The organism is Streptomyces sp. NPDC051776, assembly GCF_040681345.1.
Classification (GTDB): Bacteria; Actinomycetota; Actinomycetes; order Streptomycetales; family Streptomycetaceae; genus Streptomyces.
This window is the reverse complement of record NZ_JBFAYQ010000041.1, coordinates 29,284-49,442: the sequence shown is the minus strand read 5'-3', so window position 1 is coordinate 49,442 and position 20,159 is coordinate 29,284. Positions and strand designations below refer to the sequence as shown.

The following is a 20,159-nucleotide window of genomic DNA, read 5'->3' as shown; positions in this document are numbered from 1 at the left end:
GAGCGCTCTGCAACCCTTGCGATTTGCCGTCCGCGGGCGCTCTGCCGTAGGCATAGTGGCCGTCGTCTCGGGGGTGCACGCATCACCTTCCGCGGTGACCAGTCGTACGGCAGCACCCGGTCCGTACGGGTCGTCATCACCCTCCGTCGGCAGGCAACCCGCCCGCATCGCGAGGGTCACGGCGCCGTGGCGGAACTGTCGTGCACACACGTGGCGTTCCGCAGGAGCCGAAGGGAAGCAATGAATGGCCTCGGGTCACTTCATGGAGGGCGGCGAGTTCGAGGAGACCGCCGACTTGGTGATATCCACCAGGCTGGTGCCGCCCCGAACGGGCCCGCTGGTCCAGCGGATCCGGCTGTTCGCATTGCTCGACGAAGGCGTACGGCGGCGTCTCACCGTGATCGTGGGTCCGCCCGGCACCGGCAAGAGCGCGCTGCTGGCCTCCTGGGTCCAGTCCTCCGACCGGCTCCCGGGACCTCTGGCGTGGCTGGCCCTCGATGAGGAGGACAACGACCCGGCCCGGTTGTTCACCCACCTCGTGGCGGCGCTCTGGCAGGCCGGCACTTCGGTCCTCGACTACTGGGGCGCCGACGACCCCGCCATGGTCTTCGCGCGTGAACGCACCATCCCTGCCCTGGTCAATGCCATCAGCGCATCGCTGAGCACCCCGATCGTGCTGGTCCTCGACGACTTCCACGAGCTGCGGCCCGGGCCGTCACGCGTCGCCGTCCTGCAGTTGATCCGGCACGCGCCCGACGGACTGCGGGTGATTCTGGCCTCCCGCCGTGAACCCGATCTGCCCCTCCACAAGTTGCGGGCGGCCGGGGAACTGGCCGAGGTCCGCGGCTCCGACCTCGCCTTCACCCACGAGGAGGTCGACGAGCTGTTCGCCCGCGCGGGCGCCCGCCTGCGCCACGACCAGAGCGCCAAACTCCTGCGGACGTCGAGCGGCTGGGCGCTGGCCCTGAAACTCGCCGCGGTGACACGCACCCAGGACGGGGGGTACCAGACGTGCCTGGAGGGCTGGTCCAAGGTGATCCGGCTCTGTTCGGACTTCCTGCTGCGGGAGTTGGTGGAGCCGATGCCGCTCGAGGACCAGGAACTGCTGCTGCGGACGAGCGTGGTGCCCCGGCTGCACTCATCCCTGGTGAAGGCCATCACGGGACGGGCCGACGCCAGCCGCGTGCTGCGTTCCCTGTCCGCCGAGCACGATCTGCTGATCCGGCAGGACGAGTGGACCTACCGGCACCACCCGCTCGTACGGCAGGTCCTCTTCCGCGAACTGACGGAACGGCACGGTGCCGCCGAAGTGGCCGCCGTGCAGCGGACCGCCTGGGAGTGGTACTCCACGCACGGCATGACCGACCTGGCCGACCGGCTCGCCGCCGCGGCCGGTCTGCCGTACGTCGATGGCCGCACCGCGAGGACGGTCGACGTCCCGCCGTCGCAGCCGGTCGTCGAAGCGCTGCGGCCGCCGTCGCTCCCGGTACTCCGACCGGGCGGCGCGCCGCGGGACATCGGTGGCACGGCGGCAGAGGACGGAATGCCCGAGACCGGAACGCTTGAGATCGGAACGCGCGCGGGCGGAACGCCTGAGATCGGAACGCCCGAGATCGGCACGCGCGCGGGCGGAAACCGTGAGTACGGAATCCGCGAGAACGCAACTCGCGCCGACAGAGCGGGTGAAGCCAGAACGGGTGAGGGCAGAACGGATGAGGGCGGAGCAGGGGAGAGCGCAACGGGTGAGGGCGGAGCGGGTGATGGAGCCCCGTGCAGCGACGCCCCGCGATCCATCGCCCCTGTCACCCCGGACACCGGCCGTCGTGCGGCCCTGCAGATCGCGGCCGTGACGCCCGAGTACGGACAGCGGCTCACGGCAAGCGAGTCGGAGGTCCTGCGGCTGCTGCCCAGCCGGCTCACCCTGGACGAGATAGCGGCGCAGCGTCGTGTCTCCCCCAACACGGTAAAGACCCAAGTGAAGGGTATCTACCGCAAGTTGAGGGTCTGCCGGAGGAGAGACGCCGTCGAGATCGCCCGCCGCATGGGTCTCCTCTGACGGTGTGCCGGGCCCTGCAGGATGGGGCCTCCCGTGCTTCCGCCGCGCACCCGCCCGAGGCCGCCCGCCCCGCCCGTCCGCACCCGCCCGCGTACCGAACCGCCGGTATCACCTCTTCCTTCTCCCCCATCACCCGTCGACGCTCCGGTCCGTTCGGATCAAGTTCACCCGTGACGTGTGATGACGGTCCGCTCCCCATCCCGTTCTCTGTGACGCACATCGCAGCAGCCCGGTCAGGAGCAGGCCAATGGTGGAAACAGGTACGATCGGAACAACTCCGGTCATAGGTACGGGGGTTGATGGGCCTCCGTCCCCCGTGGGCGACGGTCTCGGTGCGCTGCGCCGCCTGGAAGGGCTGATCGGCCCGGCCGTCCGCCCGGTCAAGGGCGTGCACCGCCTGTCCCCGCTACCCGGCGAGCCCGAGTACGCGGTCTACGTCTCCGGCATCGGCGACCCCACCCTGCTGTGGGCGGACCGCCCCACCCAGCCCGACGGGCTCGACGGGGCGGGCGGCGGTACGGACCCCGAGCGCGCCCGGCTGATCAGCCTTGCCGAAGCCCTGGAGCGCTACACCAACTCCCTTTACCAGCCGGAGCTCGTACGGTGGGCCACCGCCGACGAACTCGGCGACGAGGCCGTCGACCTGAACACCCTGCCCCGCTGCTCGCCTGCCGAACTCGACGACGAGCACGCCTGGCTGATCCGCCCGGACCCGTCGCTGCCCCAGCGGTGGGTCCGCGGCTGGTCCCTCACCCGCAGCCGACCCGTGTGGGTCCCGGTGTCCTATGTCTGGCTGTTCACCCACCACTTGGCCATCGGCGAGCGCATCGCGAACCCCATCTCCACCGGCTGCGCCATCCACTCCGACCTCCACCTGGCCACGGCGGGCGGGATCTGCGAGGCCGTCGAGCGCGACGCCATCGCCCTCACCTGGCTGCAGCGCCTGGAACTGCCGGAGATCGACGTACGCGGCGAGCCCGCGTTGCGCGAGGAGCAGAGCAGGCTGCGGGACGGGTTCGTCGAGTACCGCTTCTTCGACGCCACTTCCGACATCGGTGTCCCCACGGTCTACGCGGTGGTTCTCAGCGACCACAACCCCTCGCTCGGCCAGCTGGTGATGTGCGCCAGCGGCCCCGATCCGGTCGAGGTGGTGCGCAAGATCTACCGGGAAGCGGCGTCGTCGCGGATCGCGCTGCAGAGCCGGCACGACGTACCGGATGACCCGCGGGACTTCACCAGCGTCCTGCACGGCGCGCTGCACATGGGCCGCCCGGAGAAGCGGGAAGCGTTCGACTTCCTCCTGCGCCGCCCCCGCCCGACGCGGCGTCTCTCGGATCTGCCCACAGCTCCGCACGGCACCCCAGCCCGGCTCCTCGACTGGCTGGTCGGGCGGTTGTCGGCGATCGGCGCCGAGGCCATCGCCGTCGAGCTCACCACGGAGGAGGCGCGTGACGTCGGCTTCCGCTCGGTACGGGTGATCGTCCCGCAGCTCATGCCGCTCTCCTTCGTGCACCGCAACCGCTACCTGGACCACCCCCGCCTGTACGCGGCGCCCACCGCGATGGGCCTGGTCAGCCATCCGGAGCCGGAGCTCAACCCCGACCCCCAGCCCTTCGCCTAGGAGACACCGCCACCATGCCCATCACGACCGCACCGATGCATGTGCTGTGGACCGGGGAGTTCGGGGAGCGGGTCGCCGGCCATGTCGCGCGGATGACCGGCAGCCCCACCCAGCGCGCCGGCCTCGGCGATCTCCAGTCGGCCACCTGGCCGCACACGCCGATGCGCCTGGTCGCCACCTGGCGCCTGGAGGACGCGCTGCTGAACGAGGTGGCACGACTGCACCACGCATGCCGAACGCCGTGGCTGCCGATCGTCCACGAATTCCCGGTCATCCGGGTCGGCCCGCTGGTCGTGCCGCACCGGGGGCCGTGCTACGGCTGCTATGTCAGGCGCCGTGCCCAGCACGACCGCCCCTCCGCGAGCGCCGCCGCGTTGCGCGCCTCCCTCGCGGCCGACCCGGCCCACGGCGTCTCCGGTTTCACCGATGCACAGGCCGGTATCGCTGCGGGCCTCGCTCTCGACCTGCTCGATCAGTGGGACTCCGCGTCCGGGCTCCGGTCGGGGCTGGTCCTCTTCTACGACGTGCTGACCCGGTCGCTCGTCGCGGACACGGTCGCACGGGTCCATGGCTGCCCCGATTGCGGCACGCCGCCCCACCCCGACGACGGATGGGAACGCCTGGCGGCGGATCTGCTGGCCGGTTCCGCCGGGGGAGAACACCGATGAATGCCATCAACGTCCCTGCCCAACAAGGGACTTCCCTATCGGCGCGCGGGCCCGTGACCGCCCGGAAGGCACCGCCCGCCGCGCACCCCCCGCAGCAACCCTCCGCCGCGCACCCCCCGCAGGAACCACCTTCTCCCACCGCCCGGCGCGGCCTGCCTGCGGCGGCCGTGAGCCGCGCCGTCCTCGGCGACCCCCAGTTCCGGATGCCCGTACGCCCTCAGCTCTGCCGGGGCCTGCACATCGTGGAGACGGCCGACGGCGTGATCGTCGACGGTGCCGCCGAGCGGCAGCATCTGCGCGGCAGTTCGGCCACGGCACTGCGCACGGAGCTGTTCCCCCTGCTCGACGGCAGCCGGGACCTGGTGGCGCTGGCGCGCGAGACGGGGTGGAGCCTGCCGATCGTCCGCAAGGCAGTGGCGGCCGTGTACTTCGCGGGTCTTCTGGAGGACGCGGACGCCGAGGTCGACGCCGGCCGCGGTACCGGGGCCGCCCTCCGGCCGGCCCCGTCGGAGCCCGCCGCCGTCTGGATGTCCCGGACGCTGGACTGCAGCCGTGTCTTCCCCCACTCCAGTCATATGCGACGGGCCGCCGCCGAAGCCGTCGTACGCCTGGCCGTGCGCGGCGGGTGGCGCGAGCCCCTGCGGGACGCGCTCGCCGATCTGGGCATCACCGATGTCGCCGCGTACGACGACGAGGAGACCGCACCCGGGGCCGTCGTGGTCCTCGACCTGTCCGCACCGGGGAACGTCGCCGACGCGGTGCTGAAGGCGTGCGCGGACGGCGGAGCACGGGTGTTGCTCGCGGACGAGCACGCGGGACGGGTCAGGATCGGCCCGTTCGTGGATCCGTCCGCCACCGCCTGCGCGTCGTGCGCGTTCGCCGCCGTACGGCCCACCCTCGACCCGCTGGACCGGGTCGCCGAGTCGGCACGCTCGCCGCGTTCGGTCATCGCCGCCTCGCTGGTCGCGGAGGAGTTGCGTGCGCTGCTGCTCCGCAACGAACCGGCCGTCTCGTTGGGGGGCCAACTGGATGTCGATCTGGCCGCGTTCACCTCGGCGACGTACAAGCTGACGCCCGAGCCGGACTGCCACGTCTGCTACCCGTCGGCCGCGGCGGAGGCGCGGAAGCTCCCCGACGGCGCGCCGCTGCACTACGAGTACGCCGTGGGCTTCCCGCCCCGCCATCTCGTCAACCCCAAGGCCCACCAGCACCACTTCCGCCCGGAGAACGTCGGCCTGCAGTACGAGCGGCTCCGCTACCCCAACAACCCGCGTCTCCCGCTGCCCGACATCTCTCTCGACGATCTCCCCGCCGCCGGTTCCCCCGCAGATGCGCGCCCCTGGCCCGAACTCCTCGCCGCCGTCCTGCGGTTCACCGCGGGGCTGCGCACCGGGCCCGACCTGCCGGAGTCCGCGGAGCCGGGCCGAGTGGTCCGCTGGGCGCCGACGGGGGGCAACCTGGGCTCGCCGCACGCCTTCCCGCTGATCCAGGACTGCCCGGGAATACCCGACGGCGTCTACTACTACGACGCCGCCGACCATGCGCTCACCACGATGCACCCGCACACCGGCCACCTGACGGACGCGGTCGCGCACGCGGGTGCCACGGGGCACGGGCCGCGGGTCCACCTGCTCTACGCGGCCGAGACCGGGCGGATCGCCCGCAAGTACGGAGCCTTCTCCTACCGCGTCGGCACCCTCGACACCGGCTGCGCACTGGCCCAACTCGCCGTCGTCGCCCACCAGGTGGGGGTCGCATGCCGCCTGCTGGACCCCGGGCCATGGCACCCGTACCGCGAGCGGCTGCTCGGTGCCGGCGGGCCTCCGCTGATCACCGCGGCCGTCCATCTCACCAGCGATCGGAGCGGATCATGCCGTTGATCGACCTGAACCGGCTCACGGAGGACCTGCTCCTCGCCGCCCCGTACGAGCGGCAGGGCAAGCCGAACAGCGTGCCGCAGCCGCACGCCGTGCCCGACCGCGAACTGCGCACCGAGCCGCACACCGAGCCGCACACCATGGACGCGGCCCCGCCGGTGCTCCCGCCCGCCCTGCCGGGAGACCCGGTCGGCGCGCTGCGGTCGCGCACCGCCGTACGCCAGTGGGCACGCGGCCCCTTCGACGGTGAGCGGCTGCTGCGAGCGTTGCGCTATGCGGTCGAGCAGGACGGGCAGTTGTGGGCGCCGGCGTTCCCGGAACTGCCGGCACCCGTCGCGGCGGTGCTGGCACAGCGGGTCCGCGGGGTTCCGGCGGGCTACCACCACTTCGACCCGTCGACCGGTGCCCTGGTCCCCCAGCCGTACGACCCGCCGCCCATGCGCGATCTGGTGCTGCAACTGGAGTTCGCCGAGGCACCGGTAGTGATCGTGGTGCTGGGGGACCTGGCCGCGGCGGTGGACCGCCGCGGCGTCCACGGCCACCGGCTGCTGCTGGCCCGCGGCGCGGCCTTCGCCCATGCCGTATGGCTCGCGGGGCTGTCCGAGGGTGCGGCGGGCACGGTGTTCGCCGGGGTCCTCAGCTCGGCCGGCCGGACGGAACTGGGCATCGACGGCTTCCGCCGGGCCCAGTTGCTGGGCCTCGCCCTCGGTGATCCGGAGGCAGACCGGGCCCCGGGCGGAAAGGCGGGGGGCCGGTGACCGGCCGCACCGCCCAGCGGGGGCGGCGCAGAGCGACCGGGGCGCCGGACCGGTCCTGGCTGGACACCGAATCCCCGGCGATCCGGCCCGGCGTGGAGATCGTCGAGGGCATCAACCACGAACTGGTCGCCTTCGACGCCGAATCCGGGCACTACACCAGGCTGTCCCGCAGCGGCGCCGTGATACTCCGTGCCCTCGACGGATCGATGACCGGCCGCGAGTTCACCGTACGAGCGCTGCGCGACCCCGGTGACGCGGCCTCCGAGCGGATCCTGACGGCCTTCCTGGAGGAACTGCGGGCCGCTGGGCTGCTCACCGTCCCTCCCGCCCCCGGCCGCGGTTCGGCCGCCGCGCGGTTCGCCCGCCGGAGCCACATGCCGCGCAAAGCGCTGATCACCGGGCGGGTGTCCGTGTTGCTGGACCCGGTGGCGCACATGCTGCGCCGGGCGCCGCGCGCCCTCGCCGTCCTGTGGGGGACCGCTGCCCTGCTCTCGCTGGTCGCTGCCTGGTCGGTGCTCTCCGCGCCGCACGCGGCGGAGCGCCTCGCCCCCACCGGGCTGACCTGGGGCTGGGCGCTGGTGGTCGCAATCCTGCTGACACAGACGGTCGTTCACGAGCTCTGCCATGCCGTCGTCTGCCGTTACCACCGGATACCGGTCCGGGAGATCGGCATCGGTCTGCTCTTCTACGTGGTGCCGGCCGCGTATGTGGACCGCACGGACGCGTACCGCCTGCCCGGCCGCGGTTCGCGGGTCGCCATCGCGCTGGCCGGTGTCGCCTCCGATGTGCTGTGGCTCGGTGGCTGTGCCCTCCTGGCGGAGGGGGCCGGAGGGCAGACCGGACGCGCGATGGGAGTCGTGGTGCTGCTGCAGATCGCGTTCCTCCTCGCCAACCTCAACCCGCTGTTGCCGACGGACGGTTACCAGGCACTGGAAGCGGGCCTGGGCGCCGTCAACCTGCGGGCGCGATCCTTCACCGTCCTGCGGTGCCTGGTCCTGCGGCAGCCCGCACCGAGCTGGCTGGCCACCCGCCGTCGCATCGCACGCCTGCGCTACGTGGCGTTCGGTCTGGTCTGCCTCGGCTACGCCGCCCTGGTCGCCGCTCTGATGCTGCGCGGCGTCATCGCCGCCGTGGCCGGGTGAGCGCGATGGCCGTCACCACGTACCGAACCGTCCTGGCCGAGGGCCCGTCGATGACCCGGGTCGCCGGGCTTCCCGCCGCCGTTGCCGAGTCCTTCACCGCACCCGCGCTTGCCGCGCTGCTCGACCGCATCGCCGCCGCAACGGCCGAACTGACCGCGCTGGCCACCGATGTGACCGACCTGCTGCACGACGTCGTACCGCACATGCCGTCCCCCGGAGCCCGGCGTGCGGTCCTCGCGTGGCGCCGGGCCGCCCACGCCGCGCGGCCGCTGGACGTCGGCGCCGACCTGCTCGCGGCGGTCCGGTCCCGCCTGCCCGGGACGGACACCGGGCCGCTCGACCGGTGGGCTCACCGGGCGGCCGAACTGCGGGCGCTGCGCGCGGAACTGCGTTCCGTGGCCGCCGACACGGAGAGCGGGGAGCGGGCGCAACTGCGCGAACTGCTGGGCGCTCCGGCGCTGGCGAACGCGCTGGCGCTGGTCTCCCCGGTGTTCCACCGCAGCTCCCGGCTCCCCGCGGCCGGGCGCCTGAGCCGCGGCGGACGGCTCACCGCGTACCGGTACGTGGTGCGGGCCGCGCTCAAGACCAGCCCGCTCTCCTCCTTCACCGAGCTGGCCGCCGAACGCGCCGCGGACCGCGGACGGGTGAGGGTCAGCCTGCATCCGCTGATCCTCCAGGTGCTGCTGCGCTCGGCGGCCCACCGCAACGGCATCCGCGAGCACCTGGTCTGGCGCGTCAACGGTTCCCTGCGCCAGGACCCCGAGGACGCGGCCGTCGCGCGGCTCGCCGAGCCACGCCTCCACGCCGGCGAGGGGTTCGGGTGGTCGGACAGCGAGACCATCGAGATCCGGGAGGGCGCCGGCCCGGCGGGTGTCGTCGTGGCGCCGGACCGGCTCAGCGGCCGCCGGCTCGCCCGCCACTTGGAGAGCGGGCTCGTCGGCATCGACGACCCTTGCCCGCAGGAGGAGTTGCTCGACTGGCTCACCGCCCGGCTGACGGCCTCTTCCGACCAGCGTGCCCGTGGCGCGGGCCGGTCGCTCGCCCGCGTGGGCGCCGCGCTGGACTCGCTGCCCGAGGCGGACGCCGGACAGCGGTCACGGGCCCTGACCGAGGTGGACACCGGACTGCGGTCGGCGCTGGGCGAACTCGGCGCCGCGGACGGGTGGCCGGTCACCGCGGTGAGCGCCGTCTACGAGGACCGGGCCGCCGCGGCGGAGGGCCCGCGTCCGGCGCCCGAGCACCGTGCCGCACTGCGGCGGTACGCGGACCTCGCCTGCGACGGCTTGGAGGTCTCGCCCGTCTACCGGTCGATGGTGGAGACGTTCGTCGCCCGGTACGGCGCGGGCGGTGTCTGCTCAGACGTGTACGGATTCTGCGTCGAGTTGGAGCGTTCCGGGTGGCCGTACACGCTGGGGCTCGAACGGACGGGGGCGGGCGCGGGCACCATACGTCCGGGCCGGTCGAGCTGCAGGCCGTGCGTGTCGGTGCTCTGCCAGATCGCATGGGGCGGCGGTCCCGACGGTGAACCGGTGCTGGTGGCCAACCAGTTGAGCACCGGCACCGGCAGTCTGGTGGCGCGGTTCCACCGCCTCTTCGACGGAACGGGCGGGGACGACGGAGCCGGCGGGGACGACGAAACGGGCGGGGACGACAGGGCCGGCGAGGGCGACGGGGACACCGGAGCCGGCGAGTCCGGCGGGAACGGCAGGGAGGACGGCACGGAGGACGGGCTGGGTGACCGGCTGCGCGCCTGGCTCCGGACGCTCTACCCCGGGGCCCGGCTCCTGGAGTTCGTCCCCGCGCGCGACGCCAATCCCCTGCAGGCCGACAGCACCGGTCTGCTGCCCGCCCTGTACTGGCCCACCGCCACCCGCCAGTGGGGACCGGGCACGGCGGTCGAGGAGCTGGCGCTCGTACACGACCCGGTCCGGGGCGCGCTCGAACTCCGGGCGCCCGACGGGGCGGTGGTGGCTCCGGTCTACCTCGGCACCGTGCCTCAGCATCTGATCGCCGGGCCGATGCGGGCCCTCACCGTGCTGGCCGATCCCTGGCAGGTGCCCGTCGACCTGGCAGACGCCGCGGTGCCCGGTGCGCTCGCGGCGGCGGGAAGGGCCGGGCATCTGCCGCGCCGCACCGTGGCCGGTGTTGTCGTACGCCGGGCGCGGTGGCGGGTCCACGCGGCGAAGGTGCCGCGCCGCGACTCCGGCGAGGGCTTCGCCGACTTCCTGGAACGGATGGACCGGTGGCGCCGCGAGCGCGGCCTGCCCGCCGAGGCGTACGTACGGGCCGAGACGGATGTGCCGCAGCGGGAGGACCGGGCCCGCAAGCCGCTGTGGCTGGCCCTCGCCTCGCCCATCGGCCTGGAGGCCCTGGCCCACCTGGCCCTGAGCGCCGGAACGCACCGCCTGGTCTTCTCCGAGTGCCTGCCTGCGCGCGGCGGACACGGCGGGGGAGCCGGGGATGACCACGCGACAGGTGGCGGAGGGGCCCACGCGGCCGAACACGTCCTGCACTTCGCCCGCATCACCGAGGACCCAGGAGGCTCCTGAGTGCCCGCCCAGGAATGGCTCTACGCCCGGATCCACCACAGGAACCACGCCGACGGCGAACTGCTGCTGACGACACTGGTGCCGAGCTGGCTCCACGAGGCCGGACGCCTCGGCATCCGGCGCTGGTTCTTCGTCCGCTACGCCGATCTGAGCGGCCCCCACCTGCGGCTGCGCTTCCGCGGCGCCCCCGGTGCGCTCGACGACTGCTACGCCGCCGGGCGCAGGCTCTGGGTCGAGCACGCCCGCAGGCCGCCGGCCCAGGAGGCGGTGGAACGGCTGCACCCGATGGCCGAGGCCGCGATCCCCGGCAGCGGCCAACGCCGCCTGAGCTTCGGGCTGTACGGCCGTGAGTACGACTACTACGGGGCCCCGGCCGCGGTGGACATCGCCGAGGAGCTGTTCCAGCAGAGCAGCGAGGTGTCCCTGGAGGCCGTCGCGCGGACCGCCGGCGACCGCGCTGCCCGGGCGCGCATCGCGGTCGACGTGATGCGCGGCTGCCTCGGGGACCTGGGCACCGCGCAGCGCGAGCGCTTCTGGCGGCTGCACTGGCAGCACTGGACGGGACCGCTCTCCGGCGCCCCGGCGCTCATGGTGCAGGCCGAGAAGACCGCGGCCCGCTGGCGACGCAGGCTCGGCGAGGACGCGTGCGCCGCCGCGACGGCTCCCGGGGCCGCCGGCCTCTCGGCGGCGGCGACGGCGCTCGGCCGGGCCCTTGCCGAAGGCGTCAGCCGCGCGATGCGCGCCGACCCGGGCGCCGTCGCCTCCCGCCTGCTGCTGATGCAGGTCCACATGACCCTGAACCGGCTCGGTTTCCTTCCCCTGGAGGAAGCCGTGCTCGGAAGGGCCGCCGCGCAGGCCCCGTCGACTCCGGCGCCGCGCGGCGGCCCCCAGGACCCGGTGCGGATCCTCCGCTCCGCCCCCGGCCCCCTCGCCGGCCGGACCACCCTCACGGAAGGAATCAGCCGATGACCGACCTCGACCTGCATCTCGAACTGGAGCCGCCCGAGCTGGAAGTACTGCCCGACACCACGTCCACGGGTGTCTCCACAGCCGCCTCCGTCTCCACCGGCAGCACGATCTCGACCCCCGCAGGGTGCTTCGCGTGCGCCGCGTGTGTCAGCACGAACGGCTGACCCGGCGCACCAACGCGCTTGTACGGGGGGACCTCAGGACCCGGCGCGGGCGGGGACATGCTGCGCCGTACCCGGCCGGACCACCCCCACGAAAGGAATCGGCCCATGACGGAGCTGGACCTTCACCTGGAGCAGGAGACACCGGAACTCGAAGTGCTCCCGGACACGCCATCCGCCGCGAACTGCGCGGCCTCGATCAGCACCGCCGGCTCGTTCTCCTGCCCCGCCGGGTGCTTCGGTACGGCCGGGACCGCCAGTACGGCCTGATCGGGCCGGACCCCTCACATGAAAGGAACCACCGCGTGACAGAGCTGGACCTCCACCTCGAGCAGGAGGCGCCCGAACTGGAAGTGCTCCCCGACGCCCACTCACCGGGCTCGACACTGGCCAGCGCCTCGTGCATCGGCTCGGCGTCGTGCCCGGTGATGACGTACGGCACGGCATCGACGGTCAGCTCCGGGGGCTGACCCGCTCGGCCCGGCCCGCCCGGGCCGTGCACAGCCAAGCGGAAGCAACACCCTCAACACATGTAAAGGAGAACGAACATGCAGGAACTGGACCTCATGCTGGAACAAGAGCTCCCGGAGCTCGAGGTGCTGCCCGAAGCCCACTCCGCCGGGGCGACCCTCGGCAGCGCGAGCACCATCTCCTGCCTCTCGTGCCCCGCGGGGTCGCTGAGCAGCAGCTCCACCGCCAGCAGCAAGTGACGGCGACGGCACTGCGCAGCGGGTGATGGGCGAGGCCGCGGCCGACGGGTTGCGGCCTCGCCGTCATGGTCCGGGCGCCGGGCCGGACCCGCTGCGCTGTTGTAGCACTGCCATGCGACGTGCGAGGACTTCCTCGCGCCCCGTACGAGCACTGCCATGCGCCGTACGAGCACCGCCTTGTGCCCGTACGAGTACCGCCTCGCACCCGTACGAGTACCGCCTCGCACCCATACGAGTACCGGCTCGCGCACCCTCCCGCACTCCCTTCGAACACGCCGGAGGCTTCCCGGCGTGCCCGCCCCGGGCACGGGGGGCTGTCGCACCCATTCCCACCAGGGGGTACCCAGGGGTAATCTCGGCGCCCTCTGAGCGGAGGCGGCGCTTCCGGGGGCCGCGGTCATCTCGAACGTGCGAGGGATCCCGATGAACCCGATGAAGGCGAACACTCACCCCGCGCACTCCGGTGGTTCTCAGGGCGGCTCGGACGAGCGCTGGGCGCGCATGTGGAGCCATCGCGAGGAGCTGCTGAAGGTGGCGCGCCGCCGGTCCATGAGCGTCGAGGACGCCGAGGACGCGGTGCACGAGGCCATGCTGCGCGCGATGGAGAACCCCCATGTCGAGGACGAACGGCTCGGCGCCTGGCTGACGACGGTGACGATGCGGCTCTGCGTCGACCGGTACCGGCAGATCAACCGCGAGGCCCAGGTGGGCAGTCGTTCGACGCTCGCCGCCCCGCCGCCCGCCCCCGTCGAGGAGGTGGTCTGCGACCGCGCGGAGGCGATGTGGGTGGCCGGCCGCAGTGGTGACCTGCCCGCCCGGCAGGCGGAGGCCCTGTGGCTGAAGTCGGAGGACCTGGACGTCGACCAGGTCGCCCGGAAGATGGGCCTGAGTTACCGCACCGTCGAGTCGCTGCTCGCCCGGGCCCGCAGGACCCTGCGCAACTCCCTCGCCGGGACGCTCGCGATCGTGATGTGGCTGTGCGGGCGGGGGCGGCCGAGGGCGGGCCACACCGCGCAGGCGGCCACGCTGGTGTCCACCGCGGCGACCCTGGCGGTCCTGGGTTTCGCCGTGATCGAGCGGCCGTTCCTGCCGGACGAGTCCGGTCCTTCGCGGCCGTCCACCGGCACCCCGGATGCGTCGGCCGACGACGAACGGGAGCTCTCCACGGTCTCCTCCGGGGCCTCGGCCGCGCAGCCCAGGCCCGGCACGGGCGTGGGGCTCGGCGGACTGACGGCGGACGTGCAGTCGATGCTGCCGCGGGCGGTGATGCTTCCGGGCCTGGCCGTGCCGTCCGTGCCCGCCGTGCCGTCGGATCTGCACATTCCGTCCGTCATCAAGTCCGTGCCGTCGGCCCCGTCCCTGCCCGAGCTGCCCGGTGCTCCCCGGGTGCCCTCGGGAGCCGGCGGCGACGGGACCCCTTCGGTCCCCGCGCCTTCCTCCGGCTCGTCGGACCTCACGGACCTGTCCGAACTGGGCGAAGCGGACCCTCCCTCGCCCGGCGCCTCGGTCCAGCCGCCGGCCGGCCTCGGTGACCCCGCCGAGACACCCTCGGACTCGCTTCCCGAGGACGGGTTGCACACCGGTGTCCAGCCCTGATCACAGCCGCTTGACGCGCCGGTAAAAAATCCGGACTCCACGCGACGGACGTGGCGCCCGCCTCCGTAGAGCAGGTGACAGTGCTGCTCCCTGGGCGGAAGGGCGGACCGGATGGGCGTCGAGATCTGCGTGGAAGGGTTGACCAAATCCTTCGGTCACCAGGTCATTTGGCAGGACGTGTCACTGACTCTCCCGGCGGGGGAGATCTCAGTCCTGCTCGGCCCTTCCGGCACGGGCAAATCCGTGTTCCTGAAAACGCTCGTGGGCCTGCTCAAACCGGACCGCGGCTCGATCCACATCGCCGGGCAGGACATCACGCGGCTGCGCGAGCACGACCTGTACGAGGTGCGCAAGCTGTTCGGCGTCCTCTTCCAGGACGGCGCGCTCTTCGGCTCGATGGATCTGTACGACAACATCGCCTTCCCGCTGCGCGAGCACACCCGTAAGTCCGAGAGCCAGATCAAGAAGATCGTCCTCGAGAAGATGGAGATGGTCGGCCTGCTCGGGGCCGAGGGGAAGCTGCCCGGTGAGATCTCCGGCGGTATGCGCAAGCGAGCCGGTCTCGCGCGAGCCCTGGTGCTCGACCCGGAGATCATCCTCTTCGACGAGCCCGACTCCGGTCTCGACCCGGTACGTGTCGCCTATCTGAACCAGCTCATCGTCGACCTCAATGCGCAGATCGACGCGACCTTCCTGATCGTCACCCACGACATCGCCTCCGCCCGCCAGGTCCCGGACAACATCGGGCTGCTGTTCCGCCGCGAGCTGGTGATGTTCGGTCCCCGGGAGGACCTGCTCGTCAGCGACGAGCCGGTGGTCCGGCAGTTCCTCAACGGGCGTATGCAGGGCCCGATCGGGATGGCCGAGGAGAAGGACGCGGCCCAGGTCGAGCAGGAACTGGCCGAGCTGGACGCGGGCAACCACCGCGGCCCGCAGGGCGGCAAGGGCGCCACGGGCGCGGGCTCGGTCCCCCGCCTGCTCCCCAGCCCGGGCATCGTCCGCTCCGCCCGCTGGAACGACATCGCCGAGTACGAGGGGCAGGTGGACCGGCTCCGGAAGCTGCGCCAGGACGACACCGTGCACATCTCGGGGGTGCACCGCATATGAGCCTGTCGCCCACCAACGCCCTCCGGCACTCCGGCAGCCTGTTCGCGCTCGCCCTGGACGTACTGCGCACCCTGCCGCGCCGGCCGTTCCAGATCCGTGAGTGCATCCAGCAGTCCTGGTTCATCGCCAGCGTCACGATCCTGCCGACCGCCCTGGTCTCCATCCCCTTCGGCGCGGTGATCGCACTCCAGATCGGCAGCCTGACACGGCAGTTGGGAGCGCAGTCGTTCTCCGGAGCGGCCTCGGTCCTCGCGGTCCTGCGCGAGGCCTCACCGATCGTGACCGCGCTGCTCATCGCGGGCGCCGGAGGCTCCGCGATCTGCGCGGACCTCGGGGCCCGCAAGATCCGCGAAGAGATCGACGCCATGGAAGTGCTCGGCATCGACCCGATCCACCGGCTGGTCGTTCCCCGCGTGGTCGCCTCGATGGGTGTCGCGGTCCTGCTCAACGGGCTGGTCTCGGTGGTCGGCGTCGCCGGCGGCTACTTCTTCAACGTCGTCCTGCAGAACGGGACCCCGGGGGCCTATCTGGCCTCATTCACCACACTCGCCCAACTGCCGGATCTCTACTGGGCCGAGTTGAAGGCGCTGGTGTTCGGGGCGATCGCCGCCATCGTCGCCTCGTACAAGGGCCTCAATGCGAAAGGCGGCCCCAAGGGCGTGGGCGACGCTGTGAACCAGTCGGTCGTCATCACGTTCATGTTGCTGTTCGTCGCCAACTTCGTGCTGACGGCGGTCTACTTCCAAGTCGTTCCGCAGAGGGGTTAGTCGATGTCCTTGTCGGAACGATTCATCGGGCCTCCGCTCCGCTCCCTCGAGGAGCTGGGCGGGCAGCTCACCTTCTACGGCCGATCGCTTGCCTGGACCGGACGCACGCTGCGCCGCTACAAGAAGGAGGTCCTGCGCCTGCTGGCCGAAGTGAGCTTCGGCCGCGGTGCGCTGGCGGTCATCGGCGGCACCGTCGGCGTCATCGCGTTCCTGTCGTTCTTCACCGGCACCGAGGTCGGGCTCCAGGGGTACGCGGCGCTCAACCAGCTCGGCACGTCCAACTTCGTGGCCTTCCTGTCCGCCTACTTCAACACCCGTGAGATCGCGCCGCTCGTCTCCGGCCTGGCCCTCTCCGCCACGGTCGGCGCCGGATTCACCGCCCAGCTCGGCGCGATGCGCATCAGCGAGGAGGTCGACGCGCTGGAGGTGATGGGCGTCCCCTCGCTGCCCTTTCTGGTCACCACGAGGATGATCGCCGGATTCGTCGCCGTGATCCCGCTGTACGTGATCGGGCTGCTTTCCTCCTACTTCGCCGCCCGCACGATCACCACCGGCTACTACGGGCAGTCGCCCGGCACCTACGACCACTACTTCCAGCAGTATCTGCCGCCCGTCGACGTGCTGTGGTCCTTCGGCAAGGTGATCGTCTTCGCCGTCGTGATCATCCTCGTCCACTGCTACTACGGCTACTACGCGAAGGGCGGCCCCGCCGGCGTCGGCGTCGCGGTCGGCCGGGCCGTGCGCACCTCCATCGTCGCCATCAACATCCTCGACTTCTTCCTCAGCCTGGCGATCTGGGGAGCCACCACGACCGTACGGATCGCGGGATAGCCGATGACGACGCTGACACAGAAACCCACCCGGCAGGCCCAGGCGCAGGCCCCCGCACCGGTGCGCATCGCTCCGGCCGCGCCCCGCCTGCGCCTGTACGGCCTGGTCTTCCTCACCGTCATCGGGCTGCTCCTCGCCCTGACCGTCGCCGTCTACGAAAAGGCCTTCACCGCCGCGGTGCCCATCACCCTCCGCGCGAACACCGTCGGCAACCAGCTGGAGCCCCCGGCCGATGTGAAGCTGCGCGGCCTGATCGTGGGCGAGGTCCGGCACGTCTCGGCCGACGGCGAGAAGGCGACGCTCGACATCGCCCTCAAGCCCGAGCACGTGGACCGCATCCCCGCGGACGTCCACGCCCGGCTGCTGCCCAAGACGCTGTTCGGCGAGAAGTACGTCGACCTCGTCGTCCCCGAGGGCAGCTCCGACAGGCCCATCCGCGCCGGGGACGTCATCACCCAGGACCGGACCCGCGCCGGCATCGAACTGCAGAAGCTCATGGACGATCTGCTCCCGCTGCTCCGTGCGGTCCAGCCCGGCAAGCTCAACGCCACGCTGTCGGCGTTCGCCACCGCGCTCGACGGGCGGGGCGAGGAGATCGGCCGGAACCTCGTCCGAGTGGAGCGCTATCTCCACCGCCTCAACCCGCACATGCCCGCCATCAAGAAGGACATCTCCCGCTTCGCCGACACCGCCGAGATCTATGCCGATGCGGCCCCCGACCTGCTGAGGATGCTCCACAACACGATCACCACGAGCAGAACGGTGGTCGAGAAGAAGGACGCCCTGGCCTCGGCGCTGACCGGCACAACCGCCTTCGCCGGCACCGCCGAGAACGTGCTCGACGAGAACTCCGACCGGCTCATCGGCCTGGCCCGCGTCTCCCGTCCCACCCTCGCCCTGCTCGCGCGCTATGCGCCCGAATACCCCTGCCTGCTGCGCGGTCTGGTCAAGTCGGAGCCGCTGGCCGAGCAGGTCTTCGAGGGCGGCAAGATGCACATCACCCTGGAGGTCGCCCTGCCCCGGTCCGCCTACCGGCCCGGCGAGGAACCGCGCTACGCCGATCGCTCGGGGCCCAACTGCCGTGGCCTGCCGAACCCGCACGTCCCGGCGCCCGGGATCAAGCTCAACGACGGTACGAAGGGCACCGGTTCGGCGTCCGCCCCCGGGCCGCTGAGCCGGGTGACCGCCACGGAGGAAGAACAGCGGCTCGTCGGTTCGCTCGTCGCCCCCGTCATGGGTGTCTCCGCCGACCGGGTGCCCGCCGTAGCGACTCTGCTCTTCGGCCCGATGGCCCGCGGAACGGCGGTGAGCGTCGCATGAAGGCACGGGAGACGGCCGCACCGCTGATCAAGTTCTCGCTGTTCGCCGTGGTCACGCTCGTGGCGACGGCACTGCTCGCGGCCACCATCGTCAACATCCGGTTTACCTCCTCGGACACCTACAAGGCGGTGTTCAGCGACGTCACCGGCCTGGAGACCGGCGACGACATCCGCGTAGCCGGTGTTCGGGTCGGCGAGGTCGAGTCCATCGCCATCAAGGACCGGACCCGGGCCGAAGTGACCTTCACCGTCTCCCGGGACCGGTCGCTGCTCTCCTCCAGCGGAGCCGTCATCCGGTACCGCAACCTCGTGGGACAGCGGTACATCGCACTGACCGAGGGTGCCGGGGCCGACCGGAAGATGCAGCCGGGCACCACGATCCCGCTCTCCAGGACACAGCCCGCCCTCGATCTCAACGCCCTGCTGAACGGCTTCAAGCCGCTGTTCGCAGCGCTCAGCCCCAAGGACGTCAACCAGCTCGCGCTGGAGATCATCAAGACCCTCCAGGGCGAGGGCGGCACCATCAACAGCCTGCTCGCCCACACCGCGTCGCTGACCACCACCCTCGCCGACCGGGACGAACTCATCGGCTCGGTCGTGAACAACCTCAACGAGGTCCTGGGGACGCTGGACAAGCGCAGCACGCGCTTCTCCGGTCTCCTCAAGCAGCTCCAGCGGGTCATCTCCGGACTCTCCGCCGACCGCAAGGCGATCGGCTCCTCCCTGGTCGGCATCAGCGACCTGTCCGGCGCGACCTCCGGTCTGCTGGAAGAGGGACGCCCGGCGCTGAAGTCCGATATTTCCGAGCTGTCCCGGCTCACCGGAACGCTCAACCGCAACGAGAAGACCGTGGAGGGCGTCCTGCAGCGGCTGCCGCGCAAGCTCAACAAGCTGACCGCCACCGGCAGTTACGGCTCCTGGTTCAACTTCTACCTGTGCGACTTCGACGGACGGGTGGTCCTGCCGGACACCGCGAAGGCGATCACGCCCCGCCTCCACGTCGACGAGGCGAGGTGCGGCCGGTGATCCCCTTCCGCGAACGCAACCCCGTGACGATCGGCGCCGCCGGCCTCGCCACGCTCGCCCTGATGGTGACCGCTGCGTTCAACGTGGACAGCCTCCCCCTGATCGGCAACGGCGAGAGCTACAGCGCCGCCTTCTCCGAGGCGGGCGGCCTCAAGTCCGGTGACGAGGTCCGCATCGCCGGGGTCAAGGTCGGAAAGGTCGACGACGTCGACCTCGATGGCGACCACGTAAAGGTCACCTTCCGGGTCAAGGGCGACCCGAAGTTCGGCACCAGGACCGGCGCCGCCATCCGCATCAAGACGATCCTCGGGGCCAAGTACCTGGCCCTGGAACCGAAAGGTCCGGGCCAGCTCGAGCCGGGCGGCCACATCCCGCTGAACCGTACGGTCTCGGCCTACGACGTCGTGGAGGCGTTCAGCGACCTCACCACCACGACCGAGAAGATCGACACCAAGCAGCTGGCCACCGCGCTCGACACCGTCTCGAAGACGTTCAAGGACTCGCCCACCGAGGTCAAGGCGTCGATCGAGGGACTGTCCCGGCTGTCCCGGACCGTCGCCTCGCGCGACAAGGCGCTGGGCGACCTCCTCAAGCACGCCAACGGCGTCACCGGGGTCCTCTCCGACCGCTCCGAGGAACTCACCAAGCTCATCAAGGACGGTGGCGCGCTGTTCGAGGAGATCAGCAAGCGGCGCAGGGTCATTCACACCCTGCTGGTCAATGCCACCACGCTGGGCGTCCAGCTATCCGGCCTGGTCGAGGACAACCGCAAGCAGATCGGGCCGGCGCTGACCCGGCTCAACACGGTGGTCGAGATGCTGCGGCGCAACGAGAAGAGCCTGAACCGGAGCGTCAAGCTGCTGGCCCCCTATGCCCGGGTCTTCACCAACACCCTCGGCAACGGCCGATGGTTCGACAGCTACATCCAGAACCTCGTCGCGGTCCCCGCGTCGCCCCGCGGCAGCGGCTCCGCGCAGACACCGTTGGGAGGATCACGATGAG

19 protein-coding genes are annotated in these 20,159 nt (G+C 71.7%); all 19 read left to right on the top strand.

Annotated features, from left to right (window positions below):
* Window positions 1-244: 244 nt before the first annotated feature.
* The 19 genes from AB0M26_RS25430 (at window position 245) to AB0M26_RS25340 (ending at window position 20,158) form a co-directional block, all read left to right on the top strand.
* Complete coding sequence (locus AB0M26_RS25430; protein WP_365264191.1) at window positions 245-2,056, top strand: AAA family ATPase; 1,812 nt, start codon at window positions 245-247, stop codon at window positions 2,054-2,056.
* 247 nt (window positions 2,057-2,303) lie between these two features.
* Window positions 2,304-3,677, top strand: a complete 1,374-nt coding sequence (locus AB0M26_RS25425; RefSeq protein ID WP_365264189.1) for a YcaO-like family protein — start codon at window positions 2,304-2,306, stop codon at window positions 3,675-3,677.
* A gap of 14 nt (window positions 3,678-3,691) precedes the next feature.
* Window positions 3,692-4,345 (top strand): TOMM precursor leader peptide-binding protein, encoded by a 654-nt coding sequence (locus tag AB0M26_RS25420; protein ID WP_365264187.1) that lies wholly within the window; start codon window positions 3,692-3,694, stop codon window positions 4,343-4,345.
* Window positions 4,346-4,512: 167 nt separating this feature from the next.
* Entirely contained in the window at window positions 4,513-6,225 is a 1,713-nt protein-coding gene (locus AB0M26_RS25415) for a hypothetical protein (protein ID WP_365264185.1), read from the top strand.
* Window positions 6,216-6,980: a hypothetical protein gene (locus AB0M26_RS25410; RefSeq protein WP_365264183.1), complete on the top strand. Its 765-nt coding sequence runs from the start codon at window positions 6,216-6,218 to the stop codon at window positions 6,978-6,980. Before AB0M26_RS25415 ends, AB0M26_RS25410 begins: the two co-directional genes overlap by 10 nt.
* Window positions 6,977-8,122 (top strand): PqqD family peptide modification chaperone, encoded by a 1,146-nt coding sequence (locus tag AB0M26_RS25405; protein WP_365264180.1) that lies wholly within the window; start codon window positions 6,977-6,979, stop codon window positions 8,120-8,122. Before AB0M26_RS25410 ends, AB0M26_RS25405 begins: the two co-directional genes overlap by 4 nt.
* A 5-nt stretch (window positions 8,123-8,127) precedes the next feature.
* Entirely contained in the window at window positions 8,128-10,671 is a 2,544-nt protein-coding gene (locus AB0M26_RS25400; RefSeq protein WP_365264178.1) for a hypothetical protein, read from the top strand.
* Complete coding sequence (locus tag AB0M26_RS25395) at window positions 10,672-11,640, top strand: thiopeptide-type bacteriocin biosynthesis protein (protein ID WP_365264176.1); 969 nt, start codon at window positions 10,672-10,674, stop codon at window positions 11,638-11,640.
* Window positions 11,637-11,804, top strand: a complete 168-nt coding sequence (locus tag AB0M26_RS25390; protein ID WP_365264174.1) for a thiocillin family RiPP — start codon at window positions 11,637-11,639, stop codon at window positions 11,802-11,804. The genes AB0M26_RS25395 and AB0M26_RS25390 overlap by 4 nt, the downstream gene beginning before the upstream one ends.
* 105 nt (window positions 11,805-11,909) lie before the next feature.
* The gene (locus AB0M26_RS25385; protein ID WP_365264172.1) at window positions 11,910-12,071 is read left to right on the top strand and encodes a thiocillin family RiPP; all 162 of its coding nucleotides are present in this window, start codon (window positions 11,910-11,912) and stop codon (window positions 12,069-12,071) included.
* 35 nt (window positions 12,072-12,106) lie between these two features.
* Window positions 12,107-12,271 carry a thiocillin family RiPP gene (locus AB0M26_RS25380; protein ID WP_365264169.1) on the top strand — a complete coding sequence of 55 codons (165 nt, stop codon included), beginning with the start codon at window positions 12,107-12,109 and terminating at the stop codon, window positions 12,269-12,271.
* Window positions 12,272-12,349: 78 nt separating this feature from the next.
* Window positions 12,350-12,511 (top strand): thiocillin family RiPP, encoded by a 162-nt coding sequence (locus AB0M26_RS25375; RefSeq protein WP_360859812.1) that lies wholly within the window; start codon window positions 12,350-12,352, stop codon window positions 12,509-12,511.
* Window positions 12,512-12,943: 432 nt separating this feature from the next.
* The gene (locus tag AB0M26_RS25370) at window positions 12,944-14,107 is read left to right on the top strand and encodes a sigma-70 family RNA polymerase sigma factor (protein ID WP_365264204.1); all 1,164 of its coding nucleotides are present in this window, start codon (window positions 12,944-12,946) and stop codon (window positions 14,105-14,107) included.
* 111 nt (window positions 14,108-14,218) lie between these two features.
* Window positions 14,219-15,214: an ABC transporter ATP-binding protein gene (locus AB0M26_RS25365; RefSeq protein WP_365264166.1), complete on the top strand. Its 996-nt coding sequence runs from the start codon at window positions 14,219-14,221 to the stop codon at window positions 15,212-15,214.
* Window positions 15,211-15,981: an ABC transporter permease gene (locus tag AB0M26_RS25360; protein ID WP_365264164.1), complete on the top strand. Its 771-nt coding sequence runs from the start codon at window positions 15,211-15,213 to the stop codon at window positions 15,979-15,981. Before AB0M26_RS25365 ends, AB0M26_RS25360 begins: the two co-directional genes overlap by 4 nt.
* Window positions 15,982-15,984: 3 nt before the next feature.
* Complete coding sequence (locus tag AB0M26_RS25355) at window positions 15,985-16,812, top strand: ABC transporter permease (RefSeq protein WP_365264162.1); 828 nt, start codon at window positions 15,985-15,987, stop codon at window positions 16,810-16,812.
* A gap of 3 nt (window positions 16,813-16,815) precedes the next feature.
* Window positions 16,816-18,132, top strand: a complete 1,317-nt coding sequence (locus tag AB0M26_RS25350) for an MCE family protein (RefSeq protein WP_365264159.1) — start codon at window positions 16,816-16,818, stop codon at window positions 18,130-18,132.
* Complete coding sequence (locus tag AB0M26_RS25345; protein ID WP_365264157.1) at window positions 18,129-19,157, top strand: MlaD family protein; 1,029 nt, start codon at window positions 18,129-18,131, stop codon at window positions 19,155-19,157. The genes AB0M26_RS25350 and AB0M26_RS25345 overlap by 4 nt, the downstream gene beginning before the upstream one ends.
* On the top strand, window positions 19,154-20,158 hold the full coding sequence (locus AB0M26_RS25340) for an MCE family protein (protein WP_365264154.1): 1,005 nt from the start codon (window positions 19,154-19,156) through the stop codon (window positions 20,156-20,158). Before AB0M26_RS25345 ends, AB0M26_RS25340 begins: the two co-directional genes overlap by 4 nt.
* Window position 20,159: the final 1 nt, after the last annotated feature.

What these genes read in the sequence shown, in the direction of transcription:
- AB0M26_RS25360 (WP_365264164.1), top strand. Translation starts at nt 15,211, where the DNA reads ATGAGCCTGTCGCCCACCAACGCCCTCCGGCACTCCGGCAGCCTGTTC.
- AB0M26_RS25355 (WP_365264162.1), top strand. Translation starts at nt 15,985, where the DNA reads ATGTCCTTGTCGGAACGATTCATCGGGCCTCCGCTCCGCTCCCTCGAG.
- AB0M26_RS25350 (WP_365264159.1), top strand. Translation starts at nt 16,816, where the DNA reads ATGACGACGCTGACACAGAAACCCACCCGGCAGGCCCAGGCGCAGGCC.
- AB0M26_RS25400 (WP_365264178.1), top strand. Translation starts at nt 8,128, where the DNA reads ATGGCCGTCACCACGTACCGAACCGTCCTGGCCGAGGGCCCGTCGATG.
- AB0M26_RS25410 (WP_365264183.1), top strand. Translation starts at nt 6,216, where the DNA reads ATGCCGTTGATCGACCTGAACCGGCTCACGGAGGACCTGCTCCTCGCC.
- AB0M26_RS25420 (WP_365264187.1), top strand. Translation starts at nt 3,692, where the DNA reads ATGCCCATCACGACCGCACCGATGCATGTGCTGTGGACCGGGGAGTTC.
- AB0M26_RS25370 (WP_365264204.1), top strand. Translation starts at nt 12,944, where the DNA reads ATGAAGGCGAACACTCACCCCGCGCACTCCGGTGGTTCTCAGGGCGGC.
- AB0M26_RS25375 (WP_360859812.1), top strand. Translation starts at nt 12,350, where the DNA reads ATGCAGGAACTGGACCTCATGCTGGAACAAGAGCTCCCGGAGCTCGAG.
- AB0M26_RS25385 (WP_365264172.1), top strand. Translation starts at nt 11,910, where the DNA reads ATGACGGAGCTGGACCTTCACCTGGAGCAGGAGACACCGGAACTCGAA.
- AB0M26_RS25365 (WP_365264166.1), top strand. Translation starts at nt 14,219, where the DNA reads ATGGGCGTCGAGATCTGCGTGGAAGGGTTGACCAAATCCTTCGGTCAC.
- AB0M26_RS25430 (WP_365264191.1), top strand. Translation starts at nt 245, where the DNA reads ATGGCCTCGGGTCACTTCATGGAGGGCGGCGAGTTCGAGGAGACCGCC.
- AB0M26_RS25425 (WP_365264189.1), top strand. Translation starts at nt 2,304, where the DNA reads ATGGTGGAAACAGGTACGATCGGAACAACTCCGGTCATAGGTACGGGG.
- AB0M26_RS25345 (WP_365264157.1), top strand. Translation starts at nt 18,129, where the DNA reads ATGAAGGCACGGGAGACGGCCGCACCGCTGATCAAGTTCTCGCTGTTC.
- AB0M26_RS25390 (WP_365264174.1), top strand. Translation starts at nt 11,637, where the DNA reads ATGACCGACCTCGACCTGCATCTCGAACTGGAGCCGCCCGAGCTGGAA.